23 protein-coding genes are annotated in these 25,135 nt (G+C 61.6%); 11 read left to right on the forward strand and 12 right to left on the reverse strand.

The features are described 5' to 3' along the window. Positions 1-2: 2 nt before the first annotated feature. From EJ075_RS02410 to EJ075_RS02435, 6 genes are all read right to left on the reverse strand, one after another. The gene (locus EJ075_RS02410; protein ID WP_126103209.1) at positions 3-422 is read right to left on the reverse strand and encodes a tail fiber domain-containing protein; all 420 of its coding nucleotides are present in this window, start codon (positions 420-422) and stop codon (positions 3-5) included. A 241-nt stretch (positions 423-663) separates the two neighbouring features. Then, positions 664-2,553 carry an asparagine synthase (glutamine-hydrolyzing) gene (asnB, locus tag EJ075_RS02415; RefSeq protein WP_126103210.1) on the reverse strand — a complete coding sequence of 630 codons (1,890 nt, stop codon included), beginning with the start codon at positions 2,551-2,553 and terminating at the stop codon, positions 664-666. A 15-nt stretch (positions 2,554-2,568) separates the two neighbouring features. Continuing rightward, the gene (locus EJ075_RS02420; protein WP_206437529.1) at positions 2,569-3,105 is read right to left on the reverse strand and encodes a lasso peptide biosynthesis B2 protein; all 537 of its coding nucleotides are present in this window, start codon (positions 3,103-3,105) and stop codon (positions 2,569-2,571) included. A gap of 303 nt (positions 3,106-3,408) precedes the next feature. Continuing rightward, positions 3,409-5,181 carry an SLC13 family permease gene (locus EJ075_RS02425; protein WP_126103211.1) on the reverse strand — a complete coding sequence of 591 codons (1,773 nt, stop codon included), beginning with the start codon at positions 5,179-5,181 and terminating at the stop codon, positions 3,409-3,411. A gap of 203 nt (positions 5,182-5,384) precedes the next feature. Beyond that, complete coding sequence (locus tag EJ075_RS02430; protein WP_126103212.1) at positions 5,385-5,621, reverse strand: hypothetical protein; 237 nt, start codon at positions 5,619-5,621, stop codon at positions 5,385-5,387. 109 nt (positions 5,622-5,730) lie between these two features. Further along, positions 5,731-6,663 carry a complex I NDUFA9 subunit family protein gene (locus EJ075_RS02435; RefSeq protein ID WP_245458092.1) on the reverse strand — a complete coding sequence of 311 codons (933 nt, stop codon included), beginning with the start codon at positions 6,661-6,663 and terminating at the stop codon, positions 5,731-5,733. Between the two features lie 349 nt (positions 6,664-7,012). On the opposite strand from EJ075_RS02435, the gene EJ075_RS02440 reads away from it, so the two are divergent. The 8 genes from EJ075_RS02440 (at position 7,013) to EJ075_RS02475 (ending at position 14,204) form a co-directional block, all read left to right on the forward strand. Continuing rightward, positions 7,013-7,624, forward strand: a complete 612-nt coding sequence (locus EJ075_RS02440; RefSeq protein ID WP_126103214.1) for a cupin domain-containing protein — start codon at positions 7,013-7,015, stop codon at positions 7,622-7,624. Positions 7,625-7,743: 119 nt separating this feature from the next. Continuing rightward, entirely contained in the window at positions 7,744-8,682 is a 939-nt protein-coding gene (locus EJ075_RS02445; RefSeq protein WP_126103215.1) for a substrate-binding domain-containing protein, read from the forward strand. 74 nt (positions 8,683-8,756) lie between these two features. Next, complete coding sequence (locus tag EJ075_RS02450; RefSeq protein WP_126103216.1) at positions 8,757-9,554, forward strand: ATP-binding cassette domain-containing protein; 798 nt, start codon at positions 8,757-8,759, stop codon at positions 9,552-9,554. Next, positions 9,551-10,561 (forward strand): ABC transporter permease, encoded by a 1,011-nt coding sequence (locus EJ075_RS02455; protein ID WP_126103217.1) that lies wholly within the window; start codon positions 9,551-9,553, stop codon positions 10,559-10,561. The genes EJ075_RS02450 and EJ075_RS02455 overlap by 4 nt, the downstream gene beginning before the upstream one ends. Before the next feature lie 4 nt (positions 10,562-10,565). Next, positions 10,566-11,657 (forward strand): phosphotriesterase, encoded by a 1,092-nt coding sequence (locus tag EJ075_RS02460; protein ID WP_126103218.1) that lies wholly within the window; start codon positions 10,566-10,568, stop codon positions 11,655-11,657. Between the two features lie 37 nt (positions 11,658-11,694). Further along, positions 11,695-12,465 carry a glutamine amidotransferase gene (locus tag EJ075_RS02465; RefSeq protein WP_126103219.1) on the forward strand — a complete coding sequence of 257 codons (771 nt, stop codon included), beginning with the start codon at positions 11,695-11,697 and terminating at the stop codon, positions 12,463-12,465. 3 nt (positions 12,466-12,468) lie between these two features. Then, on the forward strand, positions 12,469-13,377 hold the full coding sequence (locus tag EJ075_RS02470; RefSeq protein ID WP_095486150.1) for a ribokinase: 909 nt from the start codon (positions 12,469-12,471) through the stop codon (positions 13,375-13,377). Further along, the gene (locus EJ075_RS02475; RefSeq protein ID WP_095486151.1) at positions 13,374-14,204 is read left to right on the forward strand and encodes a BtpA/SgcQ family protein; all 831 of its coding nucleotides are present in this window, start codon (positions 13,374-13,376) and stop codon (positions 14,202-14,204) included. Before EJ075_RS02470 ends, EJ075_RS02475 begins: the two co-directional genes overlap by 4 nt. A gap of 160 nt (positions 14,205-14,364) precedes the next feature. Here EJ075_RS02475 and EJ075_RS02480 read toward each other — a convergent pair whose 3' ends face one another. From EJ075_RS02480 to EJ075_RS02495, 4 genes are all read right to left on the reverse strand, one after another. After that, on the reverse strand, positions 14,365-15,351 hold the full coding sequence (locus tag EJ075_RS02480) for an NAD-dependent epimerase/dehydratase family protein (RefSeq protein WP_185928145.1): 987 nt from the start codon (positions 15,349-15,351) through the stop codon (positions 14,365-14,367). Between the two features lie 172 nt (positions 15,352-15,523). Further along, a complete protein-coding gene (gene smc / locus EJ075_RS02485; RefSeq protein ID WP_126103220.1) occupies positions 15,524-18,982 on the reverse strand; it encodes a chromosome segregation protein SMC in 3,459 nt (1,152 codons plus the stop codon). 117 nt (positions 18,983-19,099) lie between these two features. Further along, positions 19,100-19,837: a DsbA family protein gene (locus EJ075_RS02490; protein ID WP_095486154.1), complete on the reverse strand. Its 738-nt coding sequence runs from the start codon at positions 19,835-19,837 to the stop codon at positions 19,100-19,102. 130 nt (positions 19,838-19,967) lie between these two features. Further along, positions 19,968-20,468 carry a DUF721 domain-containing protein gene (locus EJ075_RS02495; RefSeq protein WP_095486155.1) on the reverse strand — a complete coding sequence of 167 codons (501 nt, stop codon included), beginning with the start codon at positions 20,466-20,468 and terminating at the stop codon, positions 19,968-19,970. Positions 20,469-20,523: 55 nt separating this feature from the next. Here EJ075_RS02495 and mutY point away from each other — a divergent pair, with 55 nt between their 5' ends. Continuing rightward, the gene (gene mutY, locus EJ075_RS02500; protein WP_095486156.1) at positions 20,524-21,708 is read left to right on the forward strand and encodes an A/G-specific adenine glycosylase; all 1,185 of its coding nucleotides are present in this window, start codon (positions 20,524-20,526) and stop codon (positions 21,706-21,708) included. Positions 21,709-21,729: 21 nt separating this feature from the next. Then, a complete protein-coding gene (locus EJ075_RS02505; RefSeq protein ID WP_126103221.1) occupies positions 21,730-22,341 on the forward strand; it encodes an HAD family phosphatase in 612 nt (203 codons plus the stop codon). Between the two features lie 65 nt (positions 22,342-22,406). Here EJ075_RS02505 and EJ075_RS02510 read toward each other — a convergent pair whose 3' ends face one another. Then, on the reverse strand, positions 22,407-23,540 hold the full coding sequence (locus EJ075_RS02510; protein ID WP_095486158.1) for a site-specific DNA-methyltransferase: 1,134 nt from the start codon (positions 23,538-23,540) through the stop codon (positions 22,407-22,409). Positions 23,541-23,715: 175 nt separating this feature from the next. Here EJ075_RS02510 and EJ075_RS02515 point away from each other — a divergent pair, with 175 nt between their 5' ends. Continuing rightward, positions 23,716-24,402: an HAD family phosphatase gene (locus EJ075_RS02515; RefSeq protein WP_095486159.1), complete on the forward strand. Its 687-nt coding sequence runs from the start codon at positions 23,716-23,718 to the stop codon at positions 24,400-24,402. A 39-nt stretch (positions 24,403-24,441) separates the two neighbouring features. On the opposite strand, the gene EJ075_RS02520 is transcribed toward EJ075_RS02515, so the two are convergent. After that, positions 24,442-25,116 (reverse strand): hypothetical protein, encoded by a 675-nt coding sequence (locus tag EJ075_RS02520; protein ID WP_126103222.1) that lies wholly within the window; start codon positions 25,114-25,116, stop codon positions 24,442-24,444. Positions 25,117-25,135 lie beyond the last annotated feature (19 nt).

Consider the following 25,135-nt stretch of genomic DNA (forward strand, 5'->3'; position numbering starts at 1 on the left):
GCTCAGTGAATAGAGGAGTGCCGTATCCTCAGCATCCCGTAGTCCACCCTCTTGTAACCGTCAGGATGAACGCTTACGGCTTCCGGCATCACCGTCTCGACCTCGTCGGCCATTACACCAAACTGCCTGCCAAGGCCCCACTGCTCGCGGTATTCAGGCTTGTAGTCGAACAGATAGAGGCCGATTCCAAGCGAATGGGTGCCAATACGGACGACGTTCTCTTTGGCGCGCGGGTCGGACACCATACTCATACCGGCGGGGCCCCCATCTAGCCCGCTTCCGGTACCGCCTCTTGTTATCGCGCTTACGGAACCGTAGATCTGCAGTGTGGGAGTCGAATAGGGCGCCTTGTTTACCTCAGCAGCTTTGTTCTCAACGGTGAGGTGGGATGGCGTCTGCTGGTCGTTCAGATTGCTTTTCATTAACTCGGCCCTTTACGCTGACTGGGAAATCTCTCAGGAAACCGTCAGATGAACTATCTGGACGTTCTCGGTGGCTTTTGAACAAGATTTTACCTTGCCACCAAGCGAAAACGGGCGCAACCCTGACGGGCAGCATTCGTCGAAAATTTAACCGATGTGACGATCAAGTTATCTAACGGTACGCTACACGGCTTCAACGGTACGTTACATGGCATCGATTAACAGTACGTTATATAACCCATTAACAGTCCCCTATATACGTTACATGACATCCATAAATTCCCCACAAAATCCATTTCGCCATGCCGGCCTGCGGATTGTCTCGATAAGCCCGGAATAGCCGGGCCATCCCGTCCCGATCAACCCAGGTGCTACGCTCATCGGGAATCGTCTCGGTCAATATGGCTTGCATCCGGTCCAGATGCTCACGGAGCACTATAGAAAATTCTGCCTTGCTTTTCCGTTCGAGAATCCGCTTCGGCAGGAGATTCTTCAAAGCCTGGATATGGATATATTTGGTTCTGTCTCCACGCAGACGCAGCCTCTCGGGTAGCGAAAACGCATACTGAACGAGTTTGGGGTCGTCGAGCGGGTATCGCATTTCGATCCCGCAATGGGCGCTCATGCAATCAAGGTCCTCCATCGCCTGGGCATCATAAGCATCGTATAGAGCCTCAAGTAGCGCCCTCTGGCCGACCCTGCGCACTCGCCGATGGTGTGATGGGGGAATAAGCTCGCGACGCATCCGGATCACTTCCCCCATCCGCGGCGAGAGCCAGTAGCAGGCTTTGCTGGTCCCGCTCCCGCGCATCCTACGAACCAGGCGGCGGAGACCCTCCTGGAGAGCGATTGGCAGTAGCGGGAAAAACCCCTGCCGTATGAGCCAACTCACCGCCTGTCGCGCGCCGAATGCCGTCGCGTCGGTTTTGAGGCAGTCATAGAGCGTACGCAAATGCACTTGCGCCAGTGCCTCTGCGTAATACGCCCGGGAACCTTCCAGCCATTGATCTCCTCCGTGACCGCCTAGCGTCACGCGGCTCCCGTGCGCAACGGTTTGCTGCCATAGGCCAGCCTGCATTGACAGGTTCGGAAACCCCGGAAACTGCCGGCCGGACCGGGCGCGTTCCGCAAACCATGAAAGAGGCATCCTGGAAGGGGGAGTCTCATGAATCCGGAGCCCTAAATACCCGCCCACGGCCCGTGCGTAGGGGAGTTCGCTGGCATCGCCTTCCTCCTCCGTGAAGCCAAGCGTGTAGCCATTTATGCCGTGCGTGAGCAGTCTGTTCGAGCGGCGCAGGTGTTCCGCCACACAAAACACCGCCGAGGAGTCGAGCCCGCCGCTCACCTCAATGGCGACCGGCCGATGCGACCGGGATGAACGCCTGACGCACTCGAACAGTAATTCGCGATAATGCTCAATGTATTCTTCGTCCTTGCGAAACGGCAACATCGCCCAAAGATTCGGTTCCCAGTATTGTTCGAGTCGCGGCCCCTGGTTCCCGGCTACCATTTGATGTGCTGCAATCAAGCGCAGGATACCGTTCCATAGAGTCTCGTCCCTGGAATACCATTCCGCCGCCAGCATTTCGGCCAACATGCCTTCATTGGGTTCCTGCTTCATCCAAGGCAGCGCAAGGATCGCTTGCAACTCTGAGGCGAAGGCCAGGGTTTTGCCGTCCCAATGGTAATAGAAAGGCTTGTTGCCCATGCGGTCGCGGGCGCAAAAGGCCTCTTGTCGCCGCGCATCCCAGATTGCCAGTGCGAAATCGCCGTCGATATGCGGCAAACATTCCCGCCCCCAAATCTGATAGGCTCTCAGCACCAGTTCAGCATCCGAGCGATCTCGAAGTACGGCGCCGCGCACCAGCAGTTCCCCCCGCAGTTCCTCCCAGTTGTCCACCCGCCCGTCCATGACCAGGACAAGGCTTGCATCCTCATTCGTCAGCGGCTGGGTTTCTTCCAGCGACTCTGGCGTGGTGCGAAGCATGCATTGGCCGAGCCCGATGGAGCCCTTCACCCAATGGTGGATGCCATCCGGGCCCCGGTGCGCCATGGCCGTGGTCATTTTTTCCACTAACCCGGGTTCGACCGGCTTACCGTCAAAATGAATTATCCCGGCGATGCCGCTCATATCATCCCCATGGCATCAACCAAAATTGCGCTTGAATGCGGCAAAGCGCTCGCCAACATCGACCGTATCGTTAAGAACCTTGCCCCGGTATTCGACCCAGGCATGGGCTTCAAATTTGCCATCAGCCTTACGCGTGCCGATGCGCAGTTCTCCTTCGATGCCTTGCCGGCGCAGCAAAAACCAAAGCGTCATTGAGCGCTTCAGGCAGTTGCCGGAATAGGAACCACGATACGCGGCGATGGATACCAGACGAGCGGTCTCTTGTGCCTGCCCATAAAAATCGGTCTCCCCGCCCATTGATTGAAGCCGGTCGGGGTTGCAAACCGCAACCGGAACGTTTGAAGGCGGCGGCGATTCACGAAGCGTGAGTGACGGAGTTGCAACCCTCCTCGCGCTTCGAAGGTCGCAAATCCAGATCAGTATAATTCTTGCACGTCGGAAACCAAACAACTGCAATACCATTGCAGTGAATGGCAACAGCAACATTGCAGCGATCACTGTCCTGCGTTGTGCGGCCGTCAGGGCCAGAAATTTTTTCAATCGATTGGTCACTAGCGCCTGCGTTCGGTTGATAACTGATCTGATCGCCAATTGTAACCGCTTGCGCTCGGGTGACTACCCTCTATCGAGATATGGTCATCACGCCATTTGATCGGTCAAGCACACCTCTGGCAGTGTTGTGCTTCCGGTGTGGTTAACAATCCGTCGCCGGCGATCGGGATACCAAAGCATGGCCATCATATACGCGGGGTCCATGTTCGATGTGCTGATGTGCCAGCCTTCTCGAATTGGCAGCGAGGGGTTGTTTTCGCCGGCCGTCGAAAGGTCGAGCCGGATTGGTCCGTCCATCGCATACTAATTCATTGGCCATACGATCATAAGCATCGGCACAGCAACAATGACGACGAGGAACGATAGCGGCAGTCCCAGACGCGGATAGTCGCTGAAGCGGTAGCCGCCCGGCCCCATGACGAGCGTGTTGCACTGGTGTCCGATCGGAGTGAGAAAATCGCAGCCGGCGCCAATGGCGACTGCCATCAAAAATGCTTCCGGCCTATAGCCGAGATCGCCGGCAAATGCGGCGGCGATGGGCGCCATGACAAGAACGGTGGCGGCATTGTTGAGGAATGGCGTAACGGCCATGGCAGCGACGAGAATGAGCATCAGCGCGCCGGACGCTGGAAGAGTGGTCCCCAGTTTGGCAAGCTCGCCGGCAATTACTCCCGTCGCCCCTGTGCTGCGTAGCGAATCGCTCACTGGAATGAGAACGGCGAGCATAAGGAGGATTGGACCGTCCAGCGATTGGTAGACCTCCCGGACCGGGATGACCTTGAAAAGCACCATCCCGACCGCTGCCGCAAAGAAAGCGACGGAGACCGGGAGCAGCCCAAACGCAGTCGCCACAATGGCGAGAGCAAGGACCGTTACCGGCACGATTCCCTTGCGGACGCTACCAAGCAGGATAGCCCTTTCTGCCAGCGGCAGGCAGCCGAGCTCACGCAGTATCTCGGGTATCGTCGCAGCATTGCCCTGCAACACGACGACGTCGCCGAGCCTTAGCTCGATTTCGGCCAGCCTGCGGTCGAGGCGCTCGCCGCGGCGGCTGACGGCCAGGAGATTGACATTGAAGCGGTCGTAAAGGGCAAGGCGCTGGGCTGTCCAGCCGATCAAAGAGGAGCTTTCACCGATTACGGCTTCGATGGCTACCGTCTCGCTGGTGGTGCCGTCACCACCGACCCTATTGCCCGTGACGCTGAGCTTGCCCTGAGAGACAAGGCGATCCAGCGCCTCCGGGTCGCCTTCGAGCAGCAGTATGTCGTTCACCTTGAGCACAGCATCGGGCAGCGGCGTCATCCGCATAGTGCGATTGCGAAGGATCGACGTCACGATAGCATCGCCGCCGGAAAGCTTCATGAGGTCTGTGACGGTTTTCCCGAGCACCGTGGAATCGCTGACAATTCGAGCCTCTGTCAGGTAATTCTTGATGTCGATGGCTTCATTCAGCGACCCGCCGAGCTTTTCGCGCACCGGTAAAAGCCAATAGAAAAGCAGCAGGAAGATCGTTCCGGCGGCGGCTAGGGCAGCTCCAACAGGTGTGAAGTCGAACATCGTGAAGGCGGTTCCGGTCAGTTCCTCCCGCACACGGGACACAACGATATTGGGAGATGTCCCCACCTGCGTCATGAGTCCGCCGAGCAGTGACCCGAACGCCATAGGCATCAGGAATATCGAGGGTGAAATGCTCGACCGGCGCGCGAACTGGAAGGCGATCGGAATCATGATAGCGAGCGCACCGATATTCTTAACAAAGGCAGACAGGATCGTGACCACGATCACCAACAGCGCCAGTTGCGACCGAACTCCCGATAAATTCGGAACGAAGCGCTTGATGGCGACTTCCATGATGCCCGAGCGTGCTATGCCCGCGCTCACCAGAAGAGCACTGCCGACAATGACCACGATATCGTCGCTGAACCCGCTGAAGGCTTCGTCAAAAGGCACAATGCCAACCGCGAGTGCAAGCAACAGTGCCGCAGCTGCGACCAGATCATATCGATATCGACCCCAAACGAACGCTGCCATCATCACGAAGGTAACGGCGAACGACAGAATTTGCGGCGTAGTCATGTTCGGATGCCCCGCCGCCAATTCAGCGAAAAGCAACTAAAAAGCGGGGCGGCTGATCAGAACGGCCAACCCGCTTTTTAGTTGCTTTCGCTGATCACGGCTTTGCTAGCACGCTTCTCAATGCTGAACTTCCATGCTCGCCAATAAGCCCGTGCCGAGCGATGTTCCTGGCCCTTGAGGGCGATGTTCCTGGTTGCGTTGCTTCAAGGCGCGCGATCGGTCAGCGCGCTTGCACCTTCCTCCGCGGCGCAATGGGCGCAGCAGTAGATGATGTCATCTTGTTCGACGCCATGTCCGATGATCCGGCATCCGCAATGCGGGCACATCGGAGCAAGTTTCTGGATCGCGCATTCGAAGCTGTCGAACGTATAGGTCTCCTCGGCTAGCTTCACTTCGAAAGCCTTGTCGTAGTCATTCCCGCACTGGTCGCATTTGGCCATGGCTCTTTTCCTTCTTCATTGGCTCGCGCTCGACCAACCCGCCGCATCGCGATAGGTTCCCGTCAGGGTCGTAGAGTCTTGCTAAGCAGGAGAAGAGCGCGAGCCGGCATCACGCGCGCCGTTCGATCAAGCGGATCACCTCGTCGATGTCCCGCGGCTCGATGTCGAGTTCCTTCAGGCCCGGCGCGCCGATTGCTGCCACATTGTCGTGCCGCATAAGATCGACCTGGTTACGCGTTATGGGCGCGGCCGGAAGGAGTTCCGCGAGGCCAGCCAAGGCGTCCCACGCCGCAAACGGCACCGGCATCAGCCTGATGTGGGTGTCGAGCTGCCGGGCGACCTCCCGCAGCAGCTCCGTATAGGTGTAGATGCGCGGGCCACCGAATTCGAATATGAATGAACCCTTATGGTTTCGCCCGTCGATCAGCCGGCTCACTGCTTCCGCGACATCTGCCACATAGACCGGCTGAAGCCGTGTGCTGCCGTCGCCGAACAGCGGATAGACCGGCAGGAGGCGTATCAGCCTCACAATGGTCGTGAGGAAAACGTCGTCAGGTCCGGTCATGACGGCGGGACGCACAATGAAAGCGCCGGGAAATGCGCTCGCCACGGCGATTTCTCCCTGCCCACGTGCCCTAATATAATTCGAATCCGATTGAGGATCGGAGCCAATCCCCGAAATCTGGACGAACTGGTCAACCTCGCCGGCGCGCGACGCGGCGGCGAGATCAGCGGCGGCTACCACATGCACCCGTTCAAACGTCTGGGCACCCTGCTCGACGTAAAGACTGACAGCATTCACAATGGCCTGTGATCCGGCAATGGCCGAGCCGATCGAGGACGCATCCAATATATCCGCCTCGACGGCTTCGGGCATCCTTGCAGTCGAGGAAAAAACTTGGCTTACGCGAGCCGGGTGGCGGGATGCAGCGCGGACCGTAAAACCCCTTTCCAGGAGCCGCTTCACGATCCTTCGCCCGAGAAAGCCTGTTCCGCCGAACACGGTGACGATCCGTTTTGTGTTGAGATCGTCGGGATCCATTTGCCTCGCCATCCCTTCTTCGCGTGCCTGCCGGAGGATTGTCCTTGGCCGGCGTATGAACCAGCCTCATCGAACGTCAGGACGGTTGGAGAACAACGCAGGAAAGCTTTTCGTTCCAGTCAGCGCTGGTTTATCGAGGCACGGCCGATATCGCTGTGGCGCCTCGTGCATCACCGTCCGTTCGCCCGTTGGCGAGTGTTTTTGACGCTGAGTTGCTTTATCCGTGTTATCAAAACCTGGTCGGGGCACTGCAGCGTCGAAATTGACAGATCACCACTTGCAAATCGGTCGCCGCTGTCTTTTGCTCGCGCGACAGTTGTCCAATGACTGTTGAATGGTTGGCGAACGGATGAACAAAATCGATCGGCGACGGCCAGAGTCCGAAATGGACGCCACCCTAAATGCCGCGCGGCTTGGAACGCGGTTGCGCCTCGCCCGCCAGACACGGGGCATGACGCTGAAGACGCTGGCGACAGCTGCCAACTGCTCTGAAAGCCTTTTGTCCAAGATCGAGAACGGCAAGGCTTCGCCATCCCTGCCTATGCTTCACCGCCTGGTCGAAGTTCTCGAGACCAATATCGGCTGGATGTTCGAACAGGTCGACGACGACGAGGCAATCGTGTTCCGCGCAGGCGCGCGGCCATTGATCTCGCTCGACGCGCTAAGGCGCGGCGAGGGCATCTCGCTCGAACGCGTTATTCCGTATTCGCCCGGTCACCTGCTGCAGTGCAATATCCATCATATCGAGGCAGACGGCGAGAGCGAAGGTCCCATCCAGCATGCCGGCGAGGAAGTCGGCTATGTGCTCGCCGGCCGGATCAAGCTGATCGTCGATGGCAAGAGCCATGATCTCGCCACTGGCGATGCATTCGTGTTCAGGTCGGAGTTGCCGCACCATTACCGCAACATCGGCAAGGAGAGAGCCAGCATTTTCTGGGTCAACACGCCGGCGACCTTCTGACCTGCGCACGGGTTCAAAGGAGTTGACAAACATTCAAGTCTCTTGAATGTTTGTTTCGTGCCTGTAGCACCAATGGGACCAGCCGAACAGGTTTGGCCCGCAAGCAAGGGGAACCGTAAATGCGTCCGTTCAAACTTCTCGTCGGTTGCGCCGCCGTCATCGCCATTTGCTCGACGGCAATGGGATCGGCGTTCGCCGATACGTTCGCTCTCGTCAACATCAACCAGCAGGCCCTCTTCTTCAACCAGATCAACGAGGGCGCGCAGAAGGCGGCCGACGCCGCCGGCGCCAAGCTGGTCATCTTCAATGCCAACAATGTGCCGAGCGCGCAAAATGACGCGATCGAGAACTACATCACACAGAAAGTCGACGGCATCATTTTGGTCGCCATCGACGTAAACGGCGTCAAGCCTGCAATCACCGCCGCGAAGGCGGCCGGCATCCCCGTGATCGCCATCGACGCGCAGATCCCCGACGGCGATAACGTTGCGTTCATCGGTGTCGACAACGCCAAGGCCGGCGAGGATATCGGCAAGTTCTACGCCGACTATGTGAAATCCCAAATGGGCGGCACTGCCAAGATCGGTATTGTCGGCGCACTCAATTCGTTCATCCAGAACCAGCGGCTCGACGGTTTCAAGAAGGCGGTCACTGACAGCGGCTTGGCGATCACGTTCCTCGACACGGTCGACGGCCAGAACGTTCAGGAGACCGCGATGAGCGCTTCGGAGAATTTGATGACCGCCAATCCGGACATGACGACGCTATATGCGACCGGCGAGCCGGCGTTGCTCGGCGCTGTTTCGGCCGTAACCAGCCAAGGCCGCACCGGCGACGTCAAGGTGTTCGGCTGGGACCTGACCAAGCAGGTCATTCAGGGCATTGACGATGGTTGGGTGGCGGCGGTCGTCCAGCAGGATCCGGCCGGTGAAGGCAAGGCTGCTGTCGAAGCATTGACCAAGCTCAAGAAAGGCGAAACGGTCGAGCCGATCATCAATATTCCGGTGACGATCGTGACCAAGGACAATGTCGAGCAATACCGCGCGATGTTCCAGTAAACTGCATCGATGACCGGTCCGCGGCGCCGCATGAGGCTACGCCGCGGACGCTTTGCAAATCCGGTGGATCCAAGATGAGCAGTGGCGAGACCTATCGGGTGCGGATGAGCGGCATCTCAAAGCGCTACAACGCCATCCAGACGCTCGATGACGTGTCGCTGGTGCTGAGGCCGGGCGAAGTCCTGGGGCTGGTCGGCGACAATGGCGCGGGAAAATCGACGTTGAGCAAGGTGCTTTCGGGGGCGGTGGTTCCCGATGCCGGCACGATCGAGATCGATGGCATGCCGGTGACCTTCAACTCGCCTGCGGACTCGCGTGCAGCGCGCGTCGAGATGGTCTATCAGGATCTGTCGCTCTGCGACACGGTCGATGTCGCCGGCAATCTCTTTCTCGGCCGCGAGCCGCGCCGCCGCATCGCCGGCATTTCCTTTCTCGACAAGAAGCGCATGCACGAGCAAACGCGCCAGATGCTCGACCGGCTCGGCATCGTTATCGCCGACACGCGGCTCAAGGTCGAAAACCTGTCCGGCGGACAGCGGCAGTCGATCGCGATCGGCCGCGCCGCCTCGTTCGAGCCGTCCGTGCTGATTATGGATGAGCCAACGGCAGCGCTTGCCGTCGCCGAGGTCGAGGCTGTGCTGGACCTGATCCGCACCGTGAGCGCCCGCGGCGTCAGCGTCATTCTGATCACCCACCGCCTGCAGGATCTGTTCCTCGTATGCGACCGCATTCAGGTCATGTACGAAGGACGCAACGTCGCCGAGCGGCTGATCGGCGAAACCAATATCGAGGATGTCGTCAACCTGATCGTGGGCCGCAAGTTCAACGCTCGTTCCGCCAACAACGCCCATCGCGATGGAGCATCAGCATGAGCGAGGTGACTTCGACCCACTCCGCTCAGTCTCGGAGGGTCCGCGAAGGCACATGGCGAGATGCGGTGCTCGCCAATGGCAGTGTCGTGTCGATTGCGCTGTTCTTTCTGGCCGTTTGCGTCATCTTCTCGGTGGCGACGGACGCCTTTTTGACGTCGCCCAATCTGCTGAACATCCTGCGTCAGTCGGCGCCATTGCTGATCGTCGCCGCAGCGATGACCTTCGTCATCACCACGGGTGGCATCGACCTTTCGGTCGGCTCCGTGCTGGCACTGGTGGCAACGTTGTCGGCAACACTGCTGCAGCTGGGCTTGCCATGGCCTGTGGTCATCATCGCCATGCTTGCGCTGGGCGCCTTGCTTGGCGCGATACAAGGCTATTTCGTGGCTTATGAGGGCATCCCGGCCTTCATCGTCACGCTTGCCGGGCTTTCGGTGATCCGTGGCGTGGCGCTGCTGATCACCGGCGGCTACTCCATCCCTATCGAGCCGGGAAGCCCTTTCACGGTGCTGGGCCGCGCTTGGTTGCTTGGCGTGCCGGCGCCGGCGCTGATCGCGGTGGCGATCCTCGCGATCGCCTATATCGCCTTCAACGAGACGCCGTTCGGCCGCTACGTGACCGGCATCGGCGCCAACGCCGAAGCGGTTAGGCGCGCCGGCGTGAACACGCGGCTGACGACGCTTTTCGTTTACGTGATTTCCGCGGCCGCGGCAGCGCTTGCGGGGATCATCATTGCTGCCCGGCTCGGATCCGGGTCCTCGAATGCCGGGCAAGGCTTTGAGCTCGAAGTGATCGCTGCCGTCGTGCTTGGCGGCACCAGCCTGTTCGGCGGCCGCGGAACGATCGTCGGCACGGTGCTCGGCGCGCTTACCGTGGCCGTCATCGGCAACGGCCTGATCCTGGCGCATCTGTCGCCCTTCCTGACGCCGATCGTGACCGGAACGATCATCCTGATCGCCATCTGGCTGAACTTCCGCCTGTTCCGCGGCGCCATGCGGAGCCGCTGAGCCTATGAGTGATCTCTTCGATGACGCGGCTCCCAGGAAGCGGCTGGCGATCGGGGTCGAAACCGGCCATGTGATGACCGTGCTCGGCCCCGTTCCGGTCGAAGAAATGGGCATTACGCTGATGCACGAGCACATATTGCTCGACGGCGCGCGCACCTGGAAATGTCCCTGTCATCCCGACGACCTGGCGCTCGCCGAGCAGCCGGTTAACATCGAGATCATCGGCGAATTGCGCATGAACCCTTACGTCAACCGCGACAATGTTTCGCTCGACGACAGTGATCTCGCGCTATCGGAGCTGCAGCGCTATCGTGCGCTCGGCGGGCACACCGTCGTCGACGCGACCAATATCGGCATCGGCCGCGAGCCGGAAAAACTCGCCCGCATCGGCCGCGTGTCCGGACTGAAGATCGTCATGGGCACCGGCTTCTATCTTGAGCACACCCATCCCGAATGGCTGAAGACCATGGATGTCGACGCAGTGACCGAGTTCATCGTCGACGACGTCGGCGGCGGCGAGACGCAGCCGCCGATCCTGGCCGGCCTGATCGGCGAGGTCGGCGTCAGCAAGGATTTTACCGCCGAGGAACGAAAGTCGCTGCGCGCTTCGGCGCGGGCCTCGCGCATCACGGGCGTGCCACTATCGATCCACCTGCCGGGCTGGGAGCGGCTGGCGCACGAGGTCCTCGATGTCGTCGAGGCCGAGGGCGCCGATCTCCGCCACACCGTGCTCTGCCACATGAATCCGAGCCACAACGATCTCGACTACCAGACAAGCCTCGCCCGGCGCGGCGCATTCCTTGAATACGATATGATCGGCATGGACTATTATTATGCCGATCAGGACGCGCAGTCGCCCTCAGACGAAGAGAACGCGCGGGCAATTGCGGCACTTATCGAGGCCGGCTTCGGCGACCGCCTGCTGCTGTCGCAGGATGTGTTCCTCAAGATCATGCTGACCCGCTTCGGCGGTTTCGGCTACGGCTATATCCTGAAGCATTTCATACCGCGCCTGAAACGGCATGGCGTCGAGCGGCCAGCCATCGACCGCATGCTGATCGCCAATCCGAAGGCGGTGTTCTCGCGGCAGAATTAAGCGCAGACTTACGGCTTACACTTACGACGGAGTTCAAATGTCCAAGAAAAAGATCCTGCTTGCCGGTGAATCCTGGGTGTCGACCGCGACCCATATCAAGGGTTTCGACCAGTTTCCGACGGTCACCTATCACACCGGCGCGGACGAATTGCTGACGGCCCTGAAGGCGACCGACTTCGACGTGACCTTCATGCCGGCGCATGAGGCACAGCGCAGCTTTCCGCAAACGATGGAGGCGCTTTCGGCCTATGACGCGGTGGTGCTCTCCGACATCGGCGCCAATACGCTGCTTCTGCATCCCGACACCTGGGTCCACTCGAAGCCGACGCCGAACCGCTTGCGCCTGCTGCGCGACTACGTGCGCGATGGCGGCGGGCTTTTGATGTTCGGCGGCTACTATAGCTTCCAAGGCATCAATGGCGGCGCGCGTTACCGCAAGACGCCGGTCGAGGAGGTCCTGCCGGTGAACTGCCTCGCGTTCGACGACCGCGTCGAGGTGCCGGAAGGTTTTTCGCCTGTAATAAATAGCTCGTCCAGCCATCCCATCCTGAAGGGTCTCGGTGCGGATTGGCCGATCCTGCTCGGCTTCAACGAGGTGACGCTGAAGGACGGGGCGGAAGTTCTGGCGACCGTGTCGTCGGACTACGGATCGCTGCCGCTGCTCGTCACCGGCCACTATGGCAGGGGCCGCACTGTGGCCTGGACATCCGATGTCGGGCCGCATTGGCTGCCACCGGAGTTCATCGCCTGGAAAGGCTACAAAACCCTGTTCGAACAGATGCTGAGCTGGGCGACCGGCGAGAGCTGAGCGATGCACGTCCACGTCGTGGGCAATGCCTGTGTCGACACGATGTTTCGCGTCGGCCGCTTCCCTGCCGCCGGCGAGACTTTAAACGCCAGCAGCTACGCCGACGGCCTCGGCGGCAAGGGCGCAAACCAGTCGGTTGCGGCCGCGCGCACGGGTGCTGCGGTGACGTTTTGGACGGCGCTCGGCAAGGACCGCGCAGGCGCATGGATCAGGAGCCGCCTCGACAGGGAGTTGTCTGACCTCGAGGCGAGCGAATTTGACCTGCCAAGCGACCGCTCGACTATCGTCATTGAGGCTAGCGGCGAGAATTTCATCGTCAGCGGTGTCGCCTGCAGCGAGGCGTTCGATCCGATCGCGCAAACTGCGCTTGCCCGCCGGATCGCGTTTGGCGACATCCTTGTCTGCCAAGGAAACCTGCGAGCCGCCGCGATAAATGCCTGCCTGCGGGCAGCACGGCAAAATGGCGCGCGCACCGTCCTGAACGCCAGCCCTATCGATGCGGCGGCTCTGCCTGACTTCGGTCTGGCGCAGGTATTGGTGGTGAATCAGTCCGAGGCGAAAGCACTGACAGGCCAGGGTGATATGGCAGCCGCGGCCGACGCGCTCGCGGCCAAAGGCGCCGGGACAGTTGTGGTCACGCTTGGCGCTGAAGGTTGTCTCGTGCTTGGCCCGGACCAGGCAGGACCGCGTCGTTTGCCGGCGCCGCGCGTCGAAGCGCTCGACACCAGCGGTGCCGGCGATGTGTTCTGCGGCTGTCTGGCCGGCGGGCTTGCCAAGGGAATGTCGGTTATCTCAGCGCTGAAGTTCGCGCTCGCGGCGGCGGCAATTGCAGTGACTCGCCCGGGCACACTGATATCCTGTCCTTCCGCGTCTGAAATGGCGGCGCTCATCGATCAAACGGAGTTCTCATGACCCAACTCGGCCAATCAGGCGGCGACGCGCTCGTAGAACTTTTCGGCCGCACCAAGGTGGTGATCGGCGTCGTTCACCTTGCGCCGCTTCCTGGCGCGCCGCGCTTTGACGGCGAGGCGGTCGAGGCGATCTATCAGCGGGGCCTCGATGATGCGAGATCCTATCTCGATTGCGGATGTGACGGGGTGATCGTCGAGAATCATGGCGACATCCCCTTTGCCAAACCTGACGATATTGGGCCGGAGACAGCGGCCTATATGGCTGTTATCTCCGACCGTATTCGCCGCGAACTCGGCAAGCCGGTCGGCATTAATGTGCTCGCTAACGCCGCGATCCCGGCCCTTGCCATCGCCAGTGCCGCTGGCGCGGGCTTCATCCGCGTCAATCAATGGGCAAATGCCTATGTCGCCAACGAGGGTTTTGTCGAGGGGGAGTCGGGTCGCGCAGCACGCTACCGCGCCAAGCTGCGCGCCAACGGCATCCGCATTTTCGCTGATGCTCATGTCAAGCATGGCGCGCACGCGATCGTTGCCGACCGCCCGGTGGAGGAACTGGTCAAGGATCTGGTCTTCTTCGATGCCGATGCCATCATAGCGACCGGTCAGCGCACCGGGCACGCTGCGGATCTGAGCTACATCCGCATGATCAAAGAGGCTGCCGGCCTACCGACGCTGGTTGGCAGCGGCGTGACGCCCGACAATGCAAACGATATTCTTGGCATCGTCGATGGCGTCATCATCGCCAGCGCGCTGAAGCATGACGGCGTCTGGTGGAACCAGGTCGACCCCGCCAGAGTAAAGGCCTTCATGGCCGGGCTGAGGCGATGATCGAGCTGGGCTGGTTATGGCGCGAGGCTCAAGGCTACAAACCGGCCACGTCACAATGCAGACGACGGAGCCTCGGTGGGACGTGGCGCGTATCACCGGCAAGTTCTTCGGTATATGCTGACGCGCGGAGAACCCGGCGATGACGATACTCAGGCCGCCATCATCTTGTCGTTGATCCCGCAGCCCATTCCGACCGGTACCAGTCGACAAATTTCTTCAGCCCGTCTTCGATTGAAACGCTCGGCTTAAAGCCGAAATCGCGCTCCATGGCGGTCATGTCGGCATAGGTCCGCTCGACGTCGCTGCTTTGCATCGGCTCGCTGTGGCGGATCGCCTTCACACCGAGCAGTTTCTCCAGAGTGTCGATGAAATCGCCCAGCCGCACCGGCCGGTTGTTGCCGACATTGTAAACCCTGCTCGGCGGAACCTCGGCCACGGGCGGCTGGTCGAGCACGGCAACGACCGCCCTCACCACATCGTCCACATAAGTGAAATCCCGCCACATCTCGCCATTGTTGAACACCCGGATCGGCTTGCCCTCGAGCATCGCCTTGGTGAATATCCAATAGGCCATATCGGGCCGGCCCCAGGGACCGTAGACGGTGAAAAACCGCAAGCCGGTCTGCGGCACCCCAAAGAGATGGGCGTAGGTATGGCTCATCAATTCATCTGACTTCTTGGTGGCGGCGTAGAGCGAGACGGGCCTGTCGACCTGATCGGTCTCGCTGAACGGCACCTTGCGGTTGCCCCCATAGACCGAGCTCGACGAGGCATAGACCAGATGCTCGAATGCGGGCTGCGCGCGACAGAATTCAAGCACTTCGAGATGGCCGACGACATTGGAACGGACATAGAGGCGCGGATTGTCGAGCGAATGGCGCACACCCGCCTGAGCAGCGAGATGGACAATCCTGGTTATGCCTTGCCCGGCCAAAGCGGTAGCGAGCGCGCCCTGTTCGGCGATCTCGATCTGATGAAATGAAAATTTCTTGTCAGGCTGAAGGCGGGCGAGCCGTCCTTTTTTCAGCGCCAGGTCGTAGTAGTCGTTCATGTTGTCGACGCCGACGACTGCTTCCCCCCTGTTCAGGAGGTAGTGGCAAACATGGCTGCCAATGAATCCCGCGGCTCCAGTGACAAGTATAGGCAACAAGGTTCTCCACGCATATGCCGGCACATGATCGCAAAATCGAGATCGATTTCGGAAAGGATCATGCACAACATCAAAATGCTACATCCGAATGAACGGAACCGACCGTTTCAGTTCGTGCTACAACCGAGAGTCCCTATAAGCGCTACCGACAAGCGGTCTAGTCGACGCGTCAGCTCGCCTCGCGCAGGGCCTCTGCAGCCTGCAGGTCGACCGACACGAGCTGGCTCACGCCCTGCTCGGCCATGGTCACCCCGAACAGCCGGTTCATGCGGGCCATGGTGATCGGGTTGTGCGTGATGATGACGAAGCGCGTCTCGGTGGTGGCTGCCATTTCATCCATCAGATTGCAGAAACGCTCGACATTGTGATCGTCTAGCGGCGCGTCGACCTCGTCGAGCACGCAGATCGGCGCGGGATTGGTCAGGAACACGGCGAAGATCAGCGACATCGCCGTCAACGCCTGCTCGCCGCCGGAAAGCAGCGTCATCGTCTGCGGCTTCTTGCCAGGCGGCCGCGCAAGGATTTCGAGACCAGCCTCGAGCGGATCGTCGGACTCGATCAGTTGCAGTTCCGCCGTGCCGCCGCCGAACAGATGCGAAAACAGCCGCTGGAAATGGCCATTGACCACGTCGAAGGCAGCCAGCAGCCGTTCGCGGCCTTCGCGATTCAGGCTCTGGATCGCCTGCCGCAGCTTGCGAATGGCCTCGATGATGTCCTCGCGTTCGGAAACGATGGTCTCCAGCCGGTCGGACAGTTCCTTCTGTTCTTCCTCGGCGCACAGATTGACGGCGCCCAGCCGTTCGCGCTCGATCTTCAGCCGGTCGAGCTGGCGCTCGATCTCGGTCATCTCCGGCATCGGGCTGTCGGCCTCCAGGCCGGTGTGGCGGATGACCAGATGCGGCGGCGTGTTCAGCGTCTCCTGGATGCGGGCCTCGACCTCGAGCCGTCTTTCGTCGGCTGCGGTCAACCGCTCTTCGGCGCGGACGCGCGTTTCGCGCGCTTCGGCCAACGACTGGATTGCTGATGTCGCGGCCTTGTCCAGTTCGGACTGCCGGTTCTCCGCCTCCTGCAAACGATCGCCGGCTGCCTGGCGCAGACTTTCGGCTTCGGCAAGCTGCGACAGCAAAGCGCGCCGCTTGGCGTCGATCTCATCGGGTGCGTCGGCCAGTCTTTCACGCTCGGCCTCGGCCTCGGCTTTGCGTTCGCCGAGTGCGGCGATCTGCGTCGAGGCGTTTTCGGCACGCGCCAGCCAGTTGCGGCGTTCCGCGCCGATGGCCTCAAGGCGGCGCGTTCGCGCTTCGGCTTCCCGCCTCAAGCCTTCATGGACGGCGCGTGCATCGGCAAGGGTGGCGCGGTCGCGAGCAACGTTGGCGGCCGACTGTTCGAGCTGCAACTGGAGATCACCGAGATCGGGAGCGCTTTGCAGCAGCATCTCCGCCTCGACGAAGGCCGCCGCCGTCTCTTCATGGCTGTCGACGATGCGCGCGCGCGCCTCGTCAAGTGCTGCGCGTCGGCTCGACAGCTCGCCGCCGGCCTTCTCGGCCTCGGCCAGCACGCTGCGGGCGGCGTCCAGCCCATGCTGGGCATCACGCCCGGCTTGACGGGCGTAGCGCTCGGCCTCGCTCGCCTGGGTAAGCGCCTGCTCGGCATGAGCGAGAGCCTCTTCGGCCTGGCGCAGGATGCGGATCGCGTCGACCGCCTCGGCGTCGAGTTCGGCCAGCCGGTTTTTCTGCGCCAGCCGCTGCGCGGCCGCGGTCGGCGCGTCGGCGCTGGCGGTGAACCCATCCCAACGCCAGAGCGCTCCTTCGCGGCTTACCAGCCGTTGCCCGGGGGCGAGCAGCGCCTGCAGCCGCTTTCCGTCGCCGGCCTCGACGATGCCGATCTGCGCCAATCGGCGGGCCAGTTGCGCCGGCGCGCGCACCATACTGGCAAGGCTCTTGATGCCTTCGGGCAGAGCGGCGTCGCCGGGCTGGACCTCGCTTTGGCCCCAATGCACCGGTGCGCTGCGGTCGAGCGGCACGTCGAGATCCTCACCGAGGGCCGCTCCCAGCGCCGTCTCGTAGCCGCGTTCGACGCTGATCTGCTCCAGGACGGAGGGGAAGAGGTCGCCGCTCGCAGCATTCAGGATCTTGGCCAGCGTGCGGGCCTCGGTTTCGATCCGCGCCAGCTCGGCCTTCGCATCCTGAACCGGCGGGCGGGCGGCGCTTTCCGCCGTACGCGCCTCGGCGACAGCCTGTTCGGCGGCAATCGCCGCGGCTTCGGTCTCCTCCAGCAGCGCCAGCGCCTGTTCGACCAGAAGCTGCTTTTCGGCGGGATCGGGCAGGCCGGCGACCCTGGAGGCGATGTCGGACAATTCCCGGTCGACATCGGCGAGCTGGCGGGCGAAACGGTCGCGGCGCTCAGCGGTATCGCGCAGCGTTCGCTCGATCTGGTTGCGGGAGGCGGCGGCCTCCGCCCGTTCGGCCGTCAGCCCGGCGAGTTTGGCTTCGCTCGCGGCAAGCGTCGACGCTGCCTGTTCGACCGCGGCGCGGGTACTGGCCTCGCGCTCGGCGGCGCCTGCATTCTCGGCATTGAGCGTGGCTTCTTCGGTGGCGAGGCGTTCGAGGATATCCGCATTGTCGCGGACCATCCGCTCCTCGCGAGTGATGTCGCCGTCGAGCTGCTGGAGGCGGCGGTCGAGTTCCACTTGGCGGGCGCGGATGCGGCCCGCTTCCTCCTCGATCTGCGTCTTGGCGATCGACAGGCGCTGGAAGGCGGCAGCGGCGGCGGCTTCCGCATCGCGCAGGTCCGGCAACCGGTGCGCGCCGATCCCTTGCTCCCTGGCGGCAGCCATCTGGGCGGCGGCGCGGTCGCCGACCAGCGCCGTGGCGATCGCCAGCGCCGAGCGGGCCTCGCCTTCCTGCGTCTTGGCCAGCGTCCAGCGCAGGTGCAGCAGCGTCGCTTCGGCCTTGCGGATATCGGCCGACAGGTTCTTGAAGCGCGACGCCTGGCGGGCTTGGCGCTTAAGGCTTTCGATCTGGCTTTCGAGTTCGCCGACGACGTCGTCCAGCCGTTCCAGATTCTGTTCGGCCGCCTTCAGCCGCAGCTCGGCCTCATGGCGGCGTGTGTGAAGGCCCGAAATGCCGGCCGCCTCTTCCAGAAGCGCGCGGCGCGCCTGCGGCTTTGCCTGGATCAGCTCGCCGATGCGGCCCTGCCCGACCATCGAAGGCGAGCGCGCGCCGGTAGACTGGTCGGCGAAAAGCAGTTGCACGTCCTTGGCGCGGGCTTCCTTGCCGTTGATGCGGTAGAGCGAACCGGCCTCGCGCTCGATGCGGCGCGAAACCTGCAGCTCATCGGCATCATTGAAGGCCGAGGGCGCAGTACGGTCGCTGTTGTCAAGGAAAAGCGTGACTTCGGCGGTATTGCGGGCCGGACGCGTTCCGGAACCGGAAAAGATGACGTCGTCCATGCCGGACGCGCGCATGTTTTTGTACGAGCTTTCGCCCATCACCCAGCGTAAAGCCTCGACAAGGTTCGACTTGCCGCAGCCGTTCGGCCCGACGATGCCGGTCAGGCCGCGTTCGATGACGAACTCGCCGGGTTCGACGAAGGACTTGAACCCGAGCAGGCGAAGGCGCGAGAACTTCATTCGCGCCGCCCCATAGCCAAGTTCCGCAAAAGTGTTCCGCGGTTTTGCGAAGAGAATCCGCGGCACAGCAAAAAGCTGCGCACGCCGAAGCGCAGCCGCTTCGGCGCTGCGGAAACGTCAGAGCAGAGGGTCGATGATGGCCGATATTTCCTCAATCGACAGCGCCCCCTTGTAGGTCTTTCCGTTGATAAAGAAGGTCGGCGTCGAGTCGACCTTGAATTCATCGGCGCCGCGCTTCTGGACCGACCTCACATCGTCCAGAAGTTTCTGGTCCGTCAAGCAGGCCTCGAAGGACTCCTGTGTAAAACCGGCCATCTTGGAGATTTGCAGCAGGGCATCCTTGGTATTGGCAACACCTGCCCAGTTCGCCTGCTGCTTGAACAGAACGTCTACCATCGGGAAATAATTGTCCTTGGAGCAGCGCGCCAGCATGAAACCGGCCTCAGCGCTGGGGTCGAACGGAAATTCGCGCAGGATAAGGCGGGCCTTGCCGGTGTCGATATATTTCGTCTTCAGCTCCGGGAGGGTGGTTTCGTGGAAATGCGCGCAGTGCGGGCAGGTCATCGAGGCATATTCGACGATTGTGACTTTCGCGTCGTCCTTGCCCAGTTGCGCGTCGGGCAGCGCGCCTGGCTTCAGCAAGGCCGCCATGTCCACCGTGCCCTGGGCCTCAGGCGCCTTGACCGCGGCCGGCGTTGCCGGCTTCGCCGGATCGGCCGGCTTCATCGCATCGGCGGGAGCCGCATCCTGCGCGACGGCCTTCTCGCCCGAGTCGCTGCAGGCGGCGAGCAGAGCCACCGCCGGAATGGCGGCCAGCGACGACAGGAGGTTTCTGCGGGACAAAGGACGGGTCATACGAATCACCTGACAATAGTTGGATTTTGCAATGCAAAGACTAGAAAAGGCGAGAGTTGGCGCGAATTAAGGCATCGCCGTCCCCATTCCAATCGCCAAACTTTGTGTGCGCGATCACGAAAGTGCGAGATTATACCTTCTTTTGACCGAGAATGGTGGCGCCGAGCCGCTCCAGCGAAGCACGCAGCCCGTCATCCTCGATCATTCCGACAGTGCCTGACAGCTTCACCTTCTCGGCCGCAGTCAGCGGCCGGAAGCTTGGTTTAGGCCGCCCCTTGTCCGCCGTCACCGGCTTTTGCACGATTCTGATCCGGCCGATAGCGTTGAAGCCGAGGAAGGCGTTGACCCTGTTGATGATCTCGCCGGTTTCGTGCTGCAGATGGAGCGCGGCCATGCCTTCGCAGGCGATGACCAGCACCGCCGGCTCGAACGGATCGTCTTCATGCATGCGCCGCGGCCACTGGATCTTTTCAGGGCGCGAACGGCTGGCGAGCCGAGGCCCGGCAATCTCCTCCCAAGACTGCACGAGCCCGATCGACATGCCGGCCCGCTTGCGCAACACCGGATCGAGGATCTGGGTTGCGAGATCACTCACCGGAACGGGATTGCCGAAGGGCCTTTTCCCTGCCATGTGCGCTCTCCAGTCACGACCTTCACCAAGCATCGGCTAGGCCTGTCCTCGATCAATGGCACTGCACGACCAGACCCGCAAGACCGCATCCGGAGACAGCGGCGGAGCCGCGTCTAGAGACAGCAGCAAAGCTGCGTCCGACGATAGCAGCAAGGCTGCATCGGGGGAGAGCGCCGAGATCGCGTCCCGCCTGCTCGCCTGGTACGACGCGCATCACCGCGACTTGCCGTGGCGCATTGCGCCGCGCGAGCTGGCACGCGGGGTGCGTCCCGATCCCTACCGCATCTGGCTTTCCGAAGTCATGCTGCAGCAGACCACGGTGGAAGCGGTAAAATCGTATTTCCGGGCCTTTGTCCAGAAATGGCCGGATGTCGAGGCGTTGGCCGCTTCACCGACCGAAGATGTCATGAAGGCCTGGGCCGGGCTCGGCTACTATTCCCGCGCGCGCAATCTAAAGGCCTGCGCCGATCTCGTCGCACGGCAAGGCGGCAGGTTTCCGGATACGCAAGCTGCCTTGAGAGAGCTGCCCGGCATCGGCGCCTACACGGCGGCGGCGATCGCGGCGATCGCCTTCGACCAGCCAGCCGCGGTCGTCGACGGCAATGTCGAGCGTGTGGTTTCCCGGCTGTTCTCGATCGCCACGCCGCTAAGCGAAGCCAAGGGAGACATACGCGCCTATGTCGAGCGCATGGTTCCAGCGACTAGACCGGGCGATTTCGCCCAGGCGATGATGGATCTGGGCGCGACGATCTGCACGCCACGCCGGCCGCGCTGTATGCTGTGCCCGCTGCGAGACGATTGCAGCGCCACTGTCTCGGGCGACCCCGAGCATTTTCCGGTGCGCCTGCCGAAGGCGGAAAAGCCATTGCGGCGTGGCGCCGCCTTTGTCGCCGTCAGGGCCGACGGCGCCATTCTTTTGCGAAAACGTGCGGAAAAAGGCCTGCTCGGCGGCATGACCGAGGTGCCGACGACCGGCTGGACAGCACGGATTGACGGCGCCACCACGGATGCGGCAGCCCCCTTTCCCGGCGACTGGCGGCCCGCCGGGCGGATTGGCCACGTCTTTACCCATTTCGGGCTTGAACTCGACGTGTTCAAATCGGTGACAGAAGGCGCTGCTCCGGCGGGGCATTTCTGGTCACTGGCCCATGAAATTTCCGGGGAAGCCTTACCCACTGTCATGAAAAAGGTAATCGAAGCGGCGATACCGGGCGCGACCAAAAAGCAGCGCCCGCATTGAATTGCATTGAATGAGGACAGAATGACTGAAATCCGCCACATCGTTTTCGACATCGGCAGAGTGCTGATCCACTATGACCCGAACCTTCCGTTCAGCCGTCTCATTCCGGATGCCGAGGAGAGAAAGTGGTTCTTCGACAATGTCTGCACGCATGACTGGAACATCGAGCAGGATCGAGGGCGGACATGGGAGGAAGCCGAAGCCCTGCTGATCGCCGAACATCCCGACCATGCCGAAAACATCCGCAGCTTCCGCCGCCTCTGGCACGAGATGGTGCCGCACGCCTATGCGGACAGCGTTGAGATCATGGAGAAGCTGATCGACACCGGCCACGACGTCACCATGCTGACCAACTTCGCCTCCGATACGCTCGCCGAAGCCCGGCAGCGTTTCGATTTCCTCAACCGTCCGCGCGGGGTGACCATTTCGGGCGAGATCGGCCTGATCAAGCCTGATCGCGGCATCTACGATCATCACGTCGCCGCCTTCGGCCTCGAGCCCGCGGCCACGCTGTTCATCGACGACAGCCAGAAGAATGTCGAAGGTGCCAAGGCGGCCGGCTGGCAGTCCGTGCTGTTCACCGACGCCAAGACGCTCAAGGCGGACCTTAGAGAGCTGGGGATCAGAGTGTGATTTGAATCACTTCGACAGGCCGATCGATAATCCGCTTTAACATGACGGATCCATAGAATCCGTCGTCAGGCCCCTGCCCGCTCCATGCCAAGACGGGCTATGCGGCGAAGCTCGTCGATCGGGGTCAGGCCGCCGCTGCGCTCATAGTGCCAGAAGGTCCAGCCGTTGCAGGCGTCCAGCCCCTGCACTTCCGCGCCGATCTTGTGGATCGATCCGGCGCTGTCGCCGATCGCCACCGTGCCATCGGCGCGTACCCTGGCCGCCCAGCGCTTCTTGGCGTCATAAAGCGTGGCACCCGGCAACATCAGCCCGGTGTCGATGAGGCTGACGAAAGCAACGCGCGGCTCGGCGCGCTTGCCGGTAAGCACGGTAAGATCGGCGCCATTCAGCGGCCGGACTGCATCTATGCGCTCGTTGGCGGCGTCGATATAGGTCTGCTCGCGCTCGATGCCGACGAAATGGCGGCCGAGGCGCTTGGCTACCGCGCCGGTGGTGCCGGAGCCGAAGAAGGGATCGAGGACGATATCGCCGGGCTTCGTCGAGGCCATCATGATGCGGGCGAGCAGCGCCTCGGGCTTCTGCGTCGGATGCAGCTTGTCGCCATTTTCGTTCTTCAGGCGCTCACCGCCGGTGCAGATCGGGAACAGCCAGTCGGAGCGCATCTGGATGTCGTCATTCGACGCCTTCAGCGCTTCGTAGTTGAAGGTATAACCCTTGCCCTTCTGATCGCGCGAGGCCCAGATCATCGTCTCATGGGCGTTCTGGAAGCGACGGCCGCGGAAATTCGGCATCGGATTGGTCTTGCGCCACACAACATCGTTGAGGATCCAGAACCCCAGATCCTGCATCTTGGCGCCGACCCTGAAAATATTGTGGTAGGAGCCGATGACCCAAATGGTGCCGTTCGGTTTCAGCACGCGGCGCGCCGCCAGCAGCCAGGCGCGGGTGAAGGCGTCGTAGACCTCAAAACTCGCGAACTGATCCCAGTCATCGTCGACGGCATCGACCTTGGACTGGTCGGGCCGGTGCAGATCGCCATCGAGCTGCAGATTGTAGGGCGGATCGGCAAAGATCACGTCGATGGACTTTTCGGGCAGCCGGTCGAGCGCGGCGACGCAATCGCCCTTCAGGATCGTATCCAGCCATTCGGACTGCTGGGGAGCATGGGAAAGGTCGTCGAGAAGACGCACGGCAGACATTGTGACACCCAAAGCACGCGTTACTGTTTACTCCCTGTTATGGTTACCGATCAGCGTAAATATTCGATGAAGGTTGAGGGTTCGGACCACAGGTAATTTGCGAAGGCCGGCCTGTTGGTGTATGCCGCGCCGCCTGAGCGTCTCAGCCTCCTCCCTCCCGCTTTCCGGATCGCCAATGCCCCAGCCAGACCTTGTCATCTTCGATTGCGACGGCGTGCTCGTCGATTCCGAAATCATCGCCGCGCGCATCGAAGCCGAGCTTTTGACATCGGCCGGTTACGAGATATCGGCCGAGGAGATTTCCGAAACCTATGCCGGGCTGACCTTCAAGGACATCATGATGCGGGTCGAGGAGAAGTCCCGCATCCCGTTCCAGGCCTCGCTGATCGATCGCGCCGAAGACCTGGTCGACCGCAGGCTGCGCAGCGATGTGCGCGCCATCGACGGGGTGCACGAGGCGGTCGCCGCGGTGACTGCACCGCGCTGCATCTGCTCGAATTCTCGCTCCGAGCGGATCGAATTCATGCTGGAGAAGGTGCATCTGCTGCCGTTTTTCAACGGCCGGATTTTTTCCTCTCTGGAAACACCGAGCGGAAAGTCCAAGCCTGCCCCAGACGTGTTTCTCTTTGCCGCGGCAAAGCTCAAGGCCGATCCGGCCAACACCTTCGTCATCGAGGATTCCGTGCATGGCGTGACCGGCGCCAGGGCAGCCGGCATGCGCGTTATCGGCTTTACCGGCGCGGCGCACAGCTATCCCGGGCATGCCGACGCGCTGACCGAGGCCGGCGCCGAAACGGTCATCCGCCGCTGGGCGGAACTGAAAAGCGTGATCGCCGCCCTGTCGGAATGGTCGGATGCGTGATGCATACGCCTCCGACCGGAGGCGGCCCCAATGCCGCCGCTATTCGGCTGCGGCAATCTTCTTGTCGGTCTTCTTCGCCGGGCCTTCGTCATAGCCGGCGAACGCCTGATAGTCCTGCGCAGTGGGCTCGGGAACGACGACGTTCGAATCGGTGAAGACGAACTGGGTGGCACTCGAGGGATTGGTAACCTGGACCTGATGTTGATGAAGCTGCGAGTAAAGCACCTCGGTGCCATGCATCACTGCGATACGGATCGGCATTGTGATCGTGCCCGGGCTGAACATCGGTCCCGGAACGACCTTGCCGGCGACGGCGATCTTCATCGTCAGCGAGCCGTTGGCACGGTTGCAGTCGCGGGTCACATCGGTGATCGAGGCCTGATAGATGACCTTTGCCGAATCGTCCTGCTGATCGCTGCTCGCGTCGAGCACAGCAGCCTCGGCGTCCTGAGCGGCGGCTTTTTTCTTGGGCTTCTGGTTGCCCTTGGCATAGGTGTTGAAGAAAGCGGTGCCGTCGCGCAGCGTCACTTTCGGACAATAGGCCAGCAGTTGGCTGGAAAGAACCTTCGGGTCCGGAGGTGGTGGCGGTGTCGTGTCCTTTTTTCCGAAGCCCAGAATGCTACTGCCGCCTGATTGGCAGCCGGCGGCGGTAAGCATAAAGCCAGCGAGGGCCAGACCCGCGACAAAACGACCGTTGAATGAATGAAACGCCATGAACTGCACTTCCCTCTCG

Origin of the sequence: Mesorhizobium sp. M6A.T.Cr.TU.016.01.1.1, assembly GCF_003952585.1 — a bacterium.
In the GTDB taxonomy this organism is placed as follows: domain Bacteria; phylum Pseudomonadota; class Alphaproteobacteria; order Rhizobiales; family Rhizobiaceae; genus Mesorhizobium; species Mesorhizobium mediterraneum.

Coding starts and splice junctions, on each gene's coding strand:
- EJ075_RS02410 (WP_126103209.1), bottom strand. CDS start 422: ATGAAAAGCAATCTGAACGACCAGCAGACGCCATCCCACCTCACCGTT.
- asnB (WP_126103210.1), bottom strand. CDS start 2,553: ATGAGCGGCATCGCCGGGATAATTCATTTTGACGGTAAGCCGGTCGAA.
- EJ075_RS02425 (WP_126103211.1), bottom strand. CDS start 5,181: ATGACTACGCCGCAAATTCTGTCGTTCGCCGTTACCTTCGTGATGATG.
- EJ075_RS02430 (WP_126103212.1), bottom strand. CDS start 5,621: ATGGCCAAATGCGACCAGTGCGGGAATGACTACGACAAGGCTTTCGAA.
- EJ075_RS02435 (WP_245458092.1), bottom strand. CDS start 6,663: ATGGATCCCGACGATCTCAACACAAAACGGATCGTCACCGTGTTCGGC.
- EJ075_RS02440 (WP_126103214.1), top strand. CDS start 7,013: ATGAACAAAATCGATCGGCGACGGCCAGAGTCCGAAATGGACGCCACC.
- EJ075_RS02445 (WP_126103215.1), top strand. CDS start 7,744: ATGCGTCCGTTCAAACTTCTCGTCGGTTGCGCCGCCGTCATCGCCATT.
- EJ075_RS02450 (WP_126103216.1), top strand. CDS start 8,757: ATGAGCAGTGGCGAGACCTATCGGGTGCGGATGAGCGGCATCTCAAAG.
- EJ075_RS02455 (WP_126103217.1), top strand. CDS start 9,551: ATGAGCGAGGTGACTTCGACCCACTCCGCTCAGTCTCGGAGGGTCCGC.
- EJ075_RS02460 (WP_126103218.1), top strand. CDS start 10,566: ATGAGTGATCTCTTCGATGACGCGGCTCCCAGGAAGCGGCTGGCGATC.
- EJ075_RS02465 (WP_126103219.1), top strand. CDS start 11,695: ATGTCCAAGAAAAAGATCCTGCTTGCCGGTGAATCCTGGGTGTCGACC.
- EJ075_RS02470 (WP_095486150.1), top strand. CDS start 12,469: ATGCACGTCCACGTCGTGGGCAATGCCTGTGTCGACACGATGTTTCGC.
- EJ075_RS02475 (WP_095486151.1), top strand. CDS start 13,374: ATGACCCAACTCGGCCAATCAGGCGGCGACGCGCTCGTAGAACTTTTC.
- smc (WP_126103220.1), bottom strand. CDS start 18,982: ATGAAGTTCTCGCGCCTTCGCCTGCTCGGGTTCAAGTCCTTCGTCGAA.
- EJ075_RS02490 (WP_095486154.1), bottom strand. CDS start 19,837: ATGACCCGTCCTTTGTCCCGCAGAAACCTCCTGTCGTCGCTGGCCGCC.
- EJ075_RS02495 (WP_095486155.1), bottom strand. CDS start 20,468: ATGGCAGGGAAAAGGCCCTTCGGCAATCCCGTTCCGGTGAGTGATCTC.
- mutY (WP_095486156.1), top strand. CDS start 20,524: ATGGCACTGCACGACCAGACCCGCAAGACCGCATCCGGAGACAGCGGC.
- EJ075_RS02505 (WP_126103221.1), top strand. CDS start 21,730: ATGACTGAAATCCGCCACATCGTTTTCGACATCGGCAGAGTGCTGATC.
- EJ075_RS02510 (WP_095486158.1), bottom strand. CDS start 23,540: ATGTCTGCCGTGCGTCTTCTCGACGACCTTTCCCATGCTCCCCAGCAG.
- EJ075_RS02515 (WP_095486159.1), top strand. CDS start 23,716: ATGCCCCAGCCAGACCTTGTCATCTTCGATTGCGACGGCGTGCTCGTC.
- EJ075_RS02520 (WP_126103222.1), bottom strand. CDS start 25,116: ATGGCGTTTCATTCATTCAACGGTCGTTTTGTCGCGGGTCTGGCCCTC.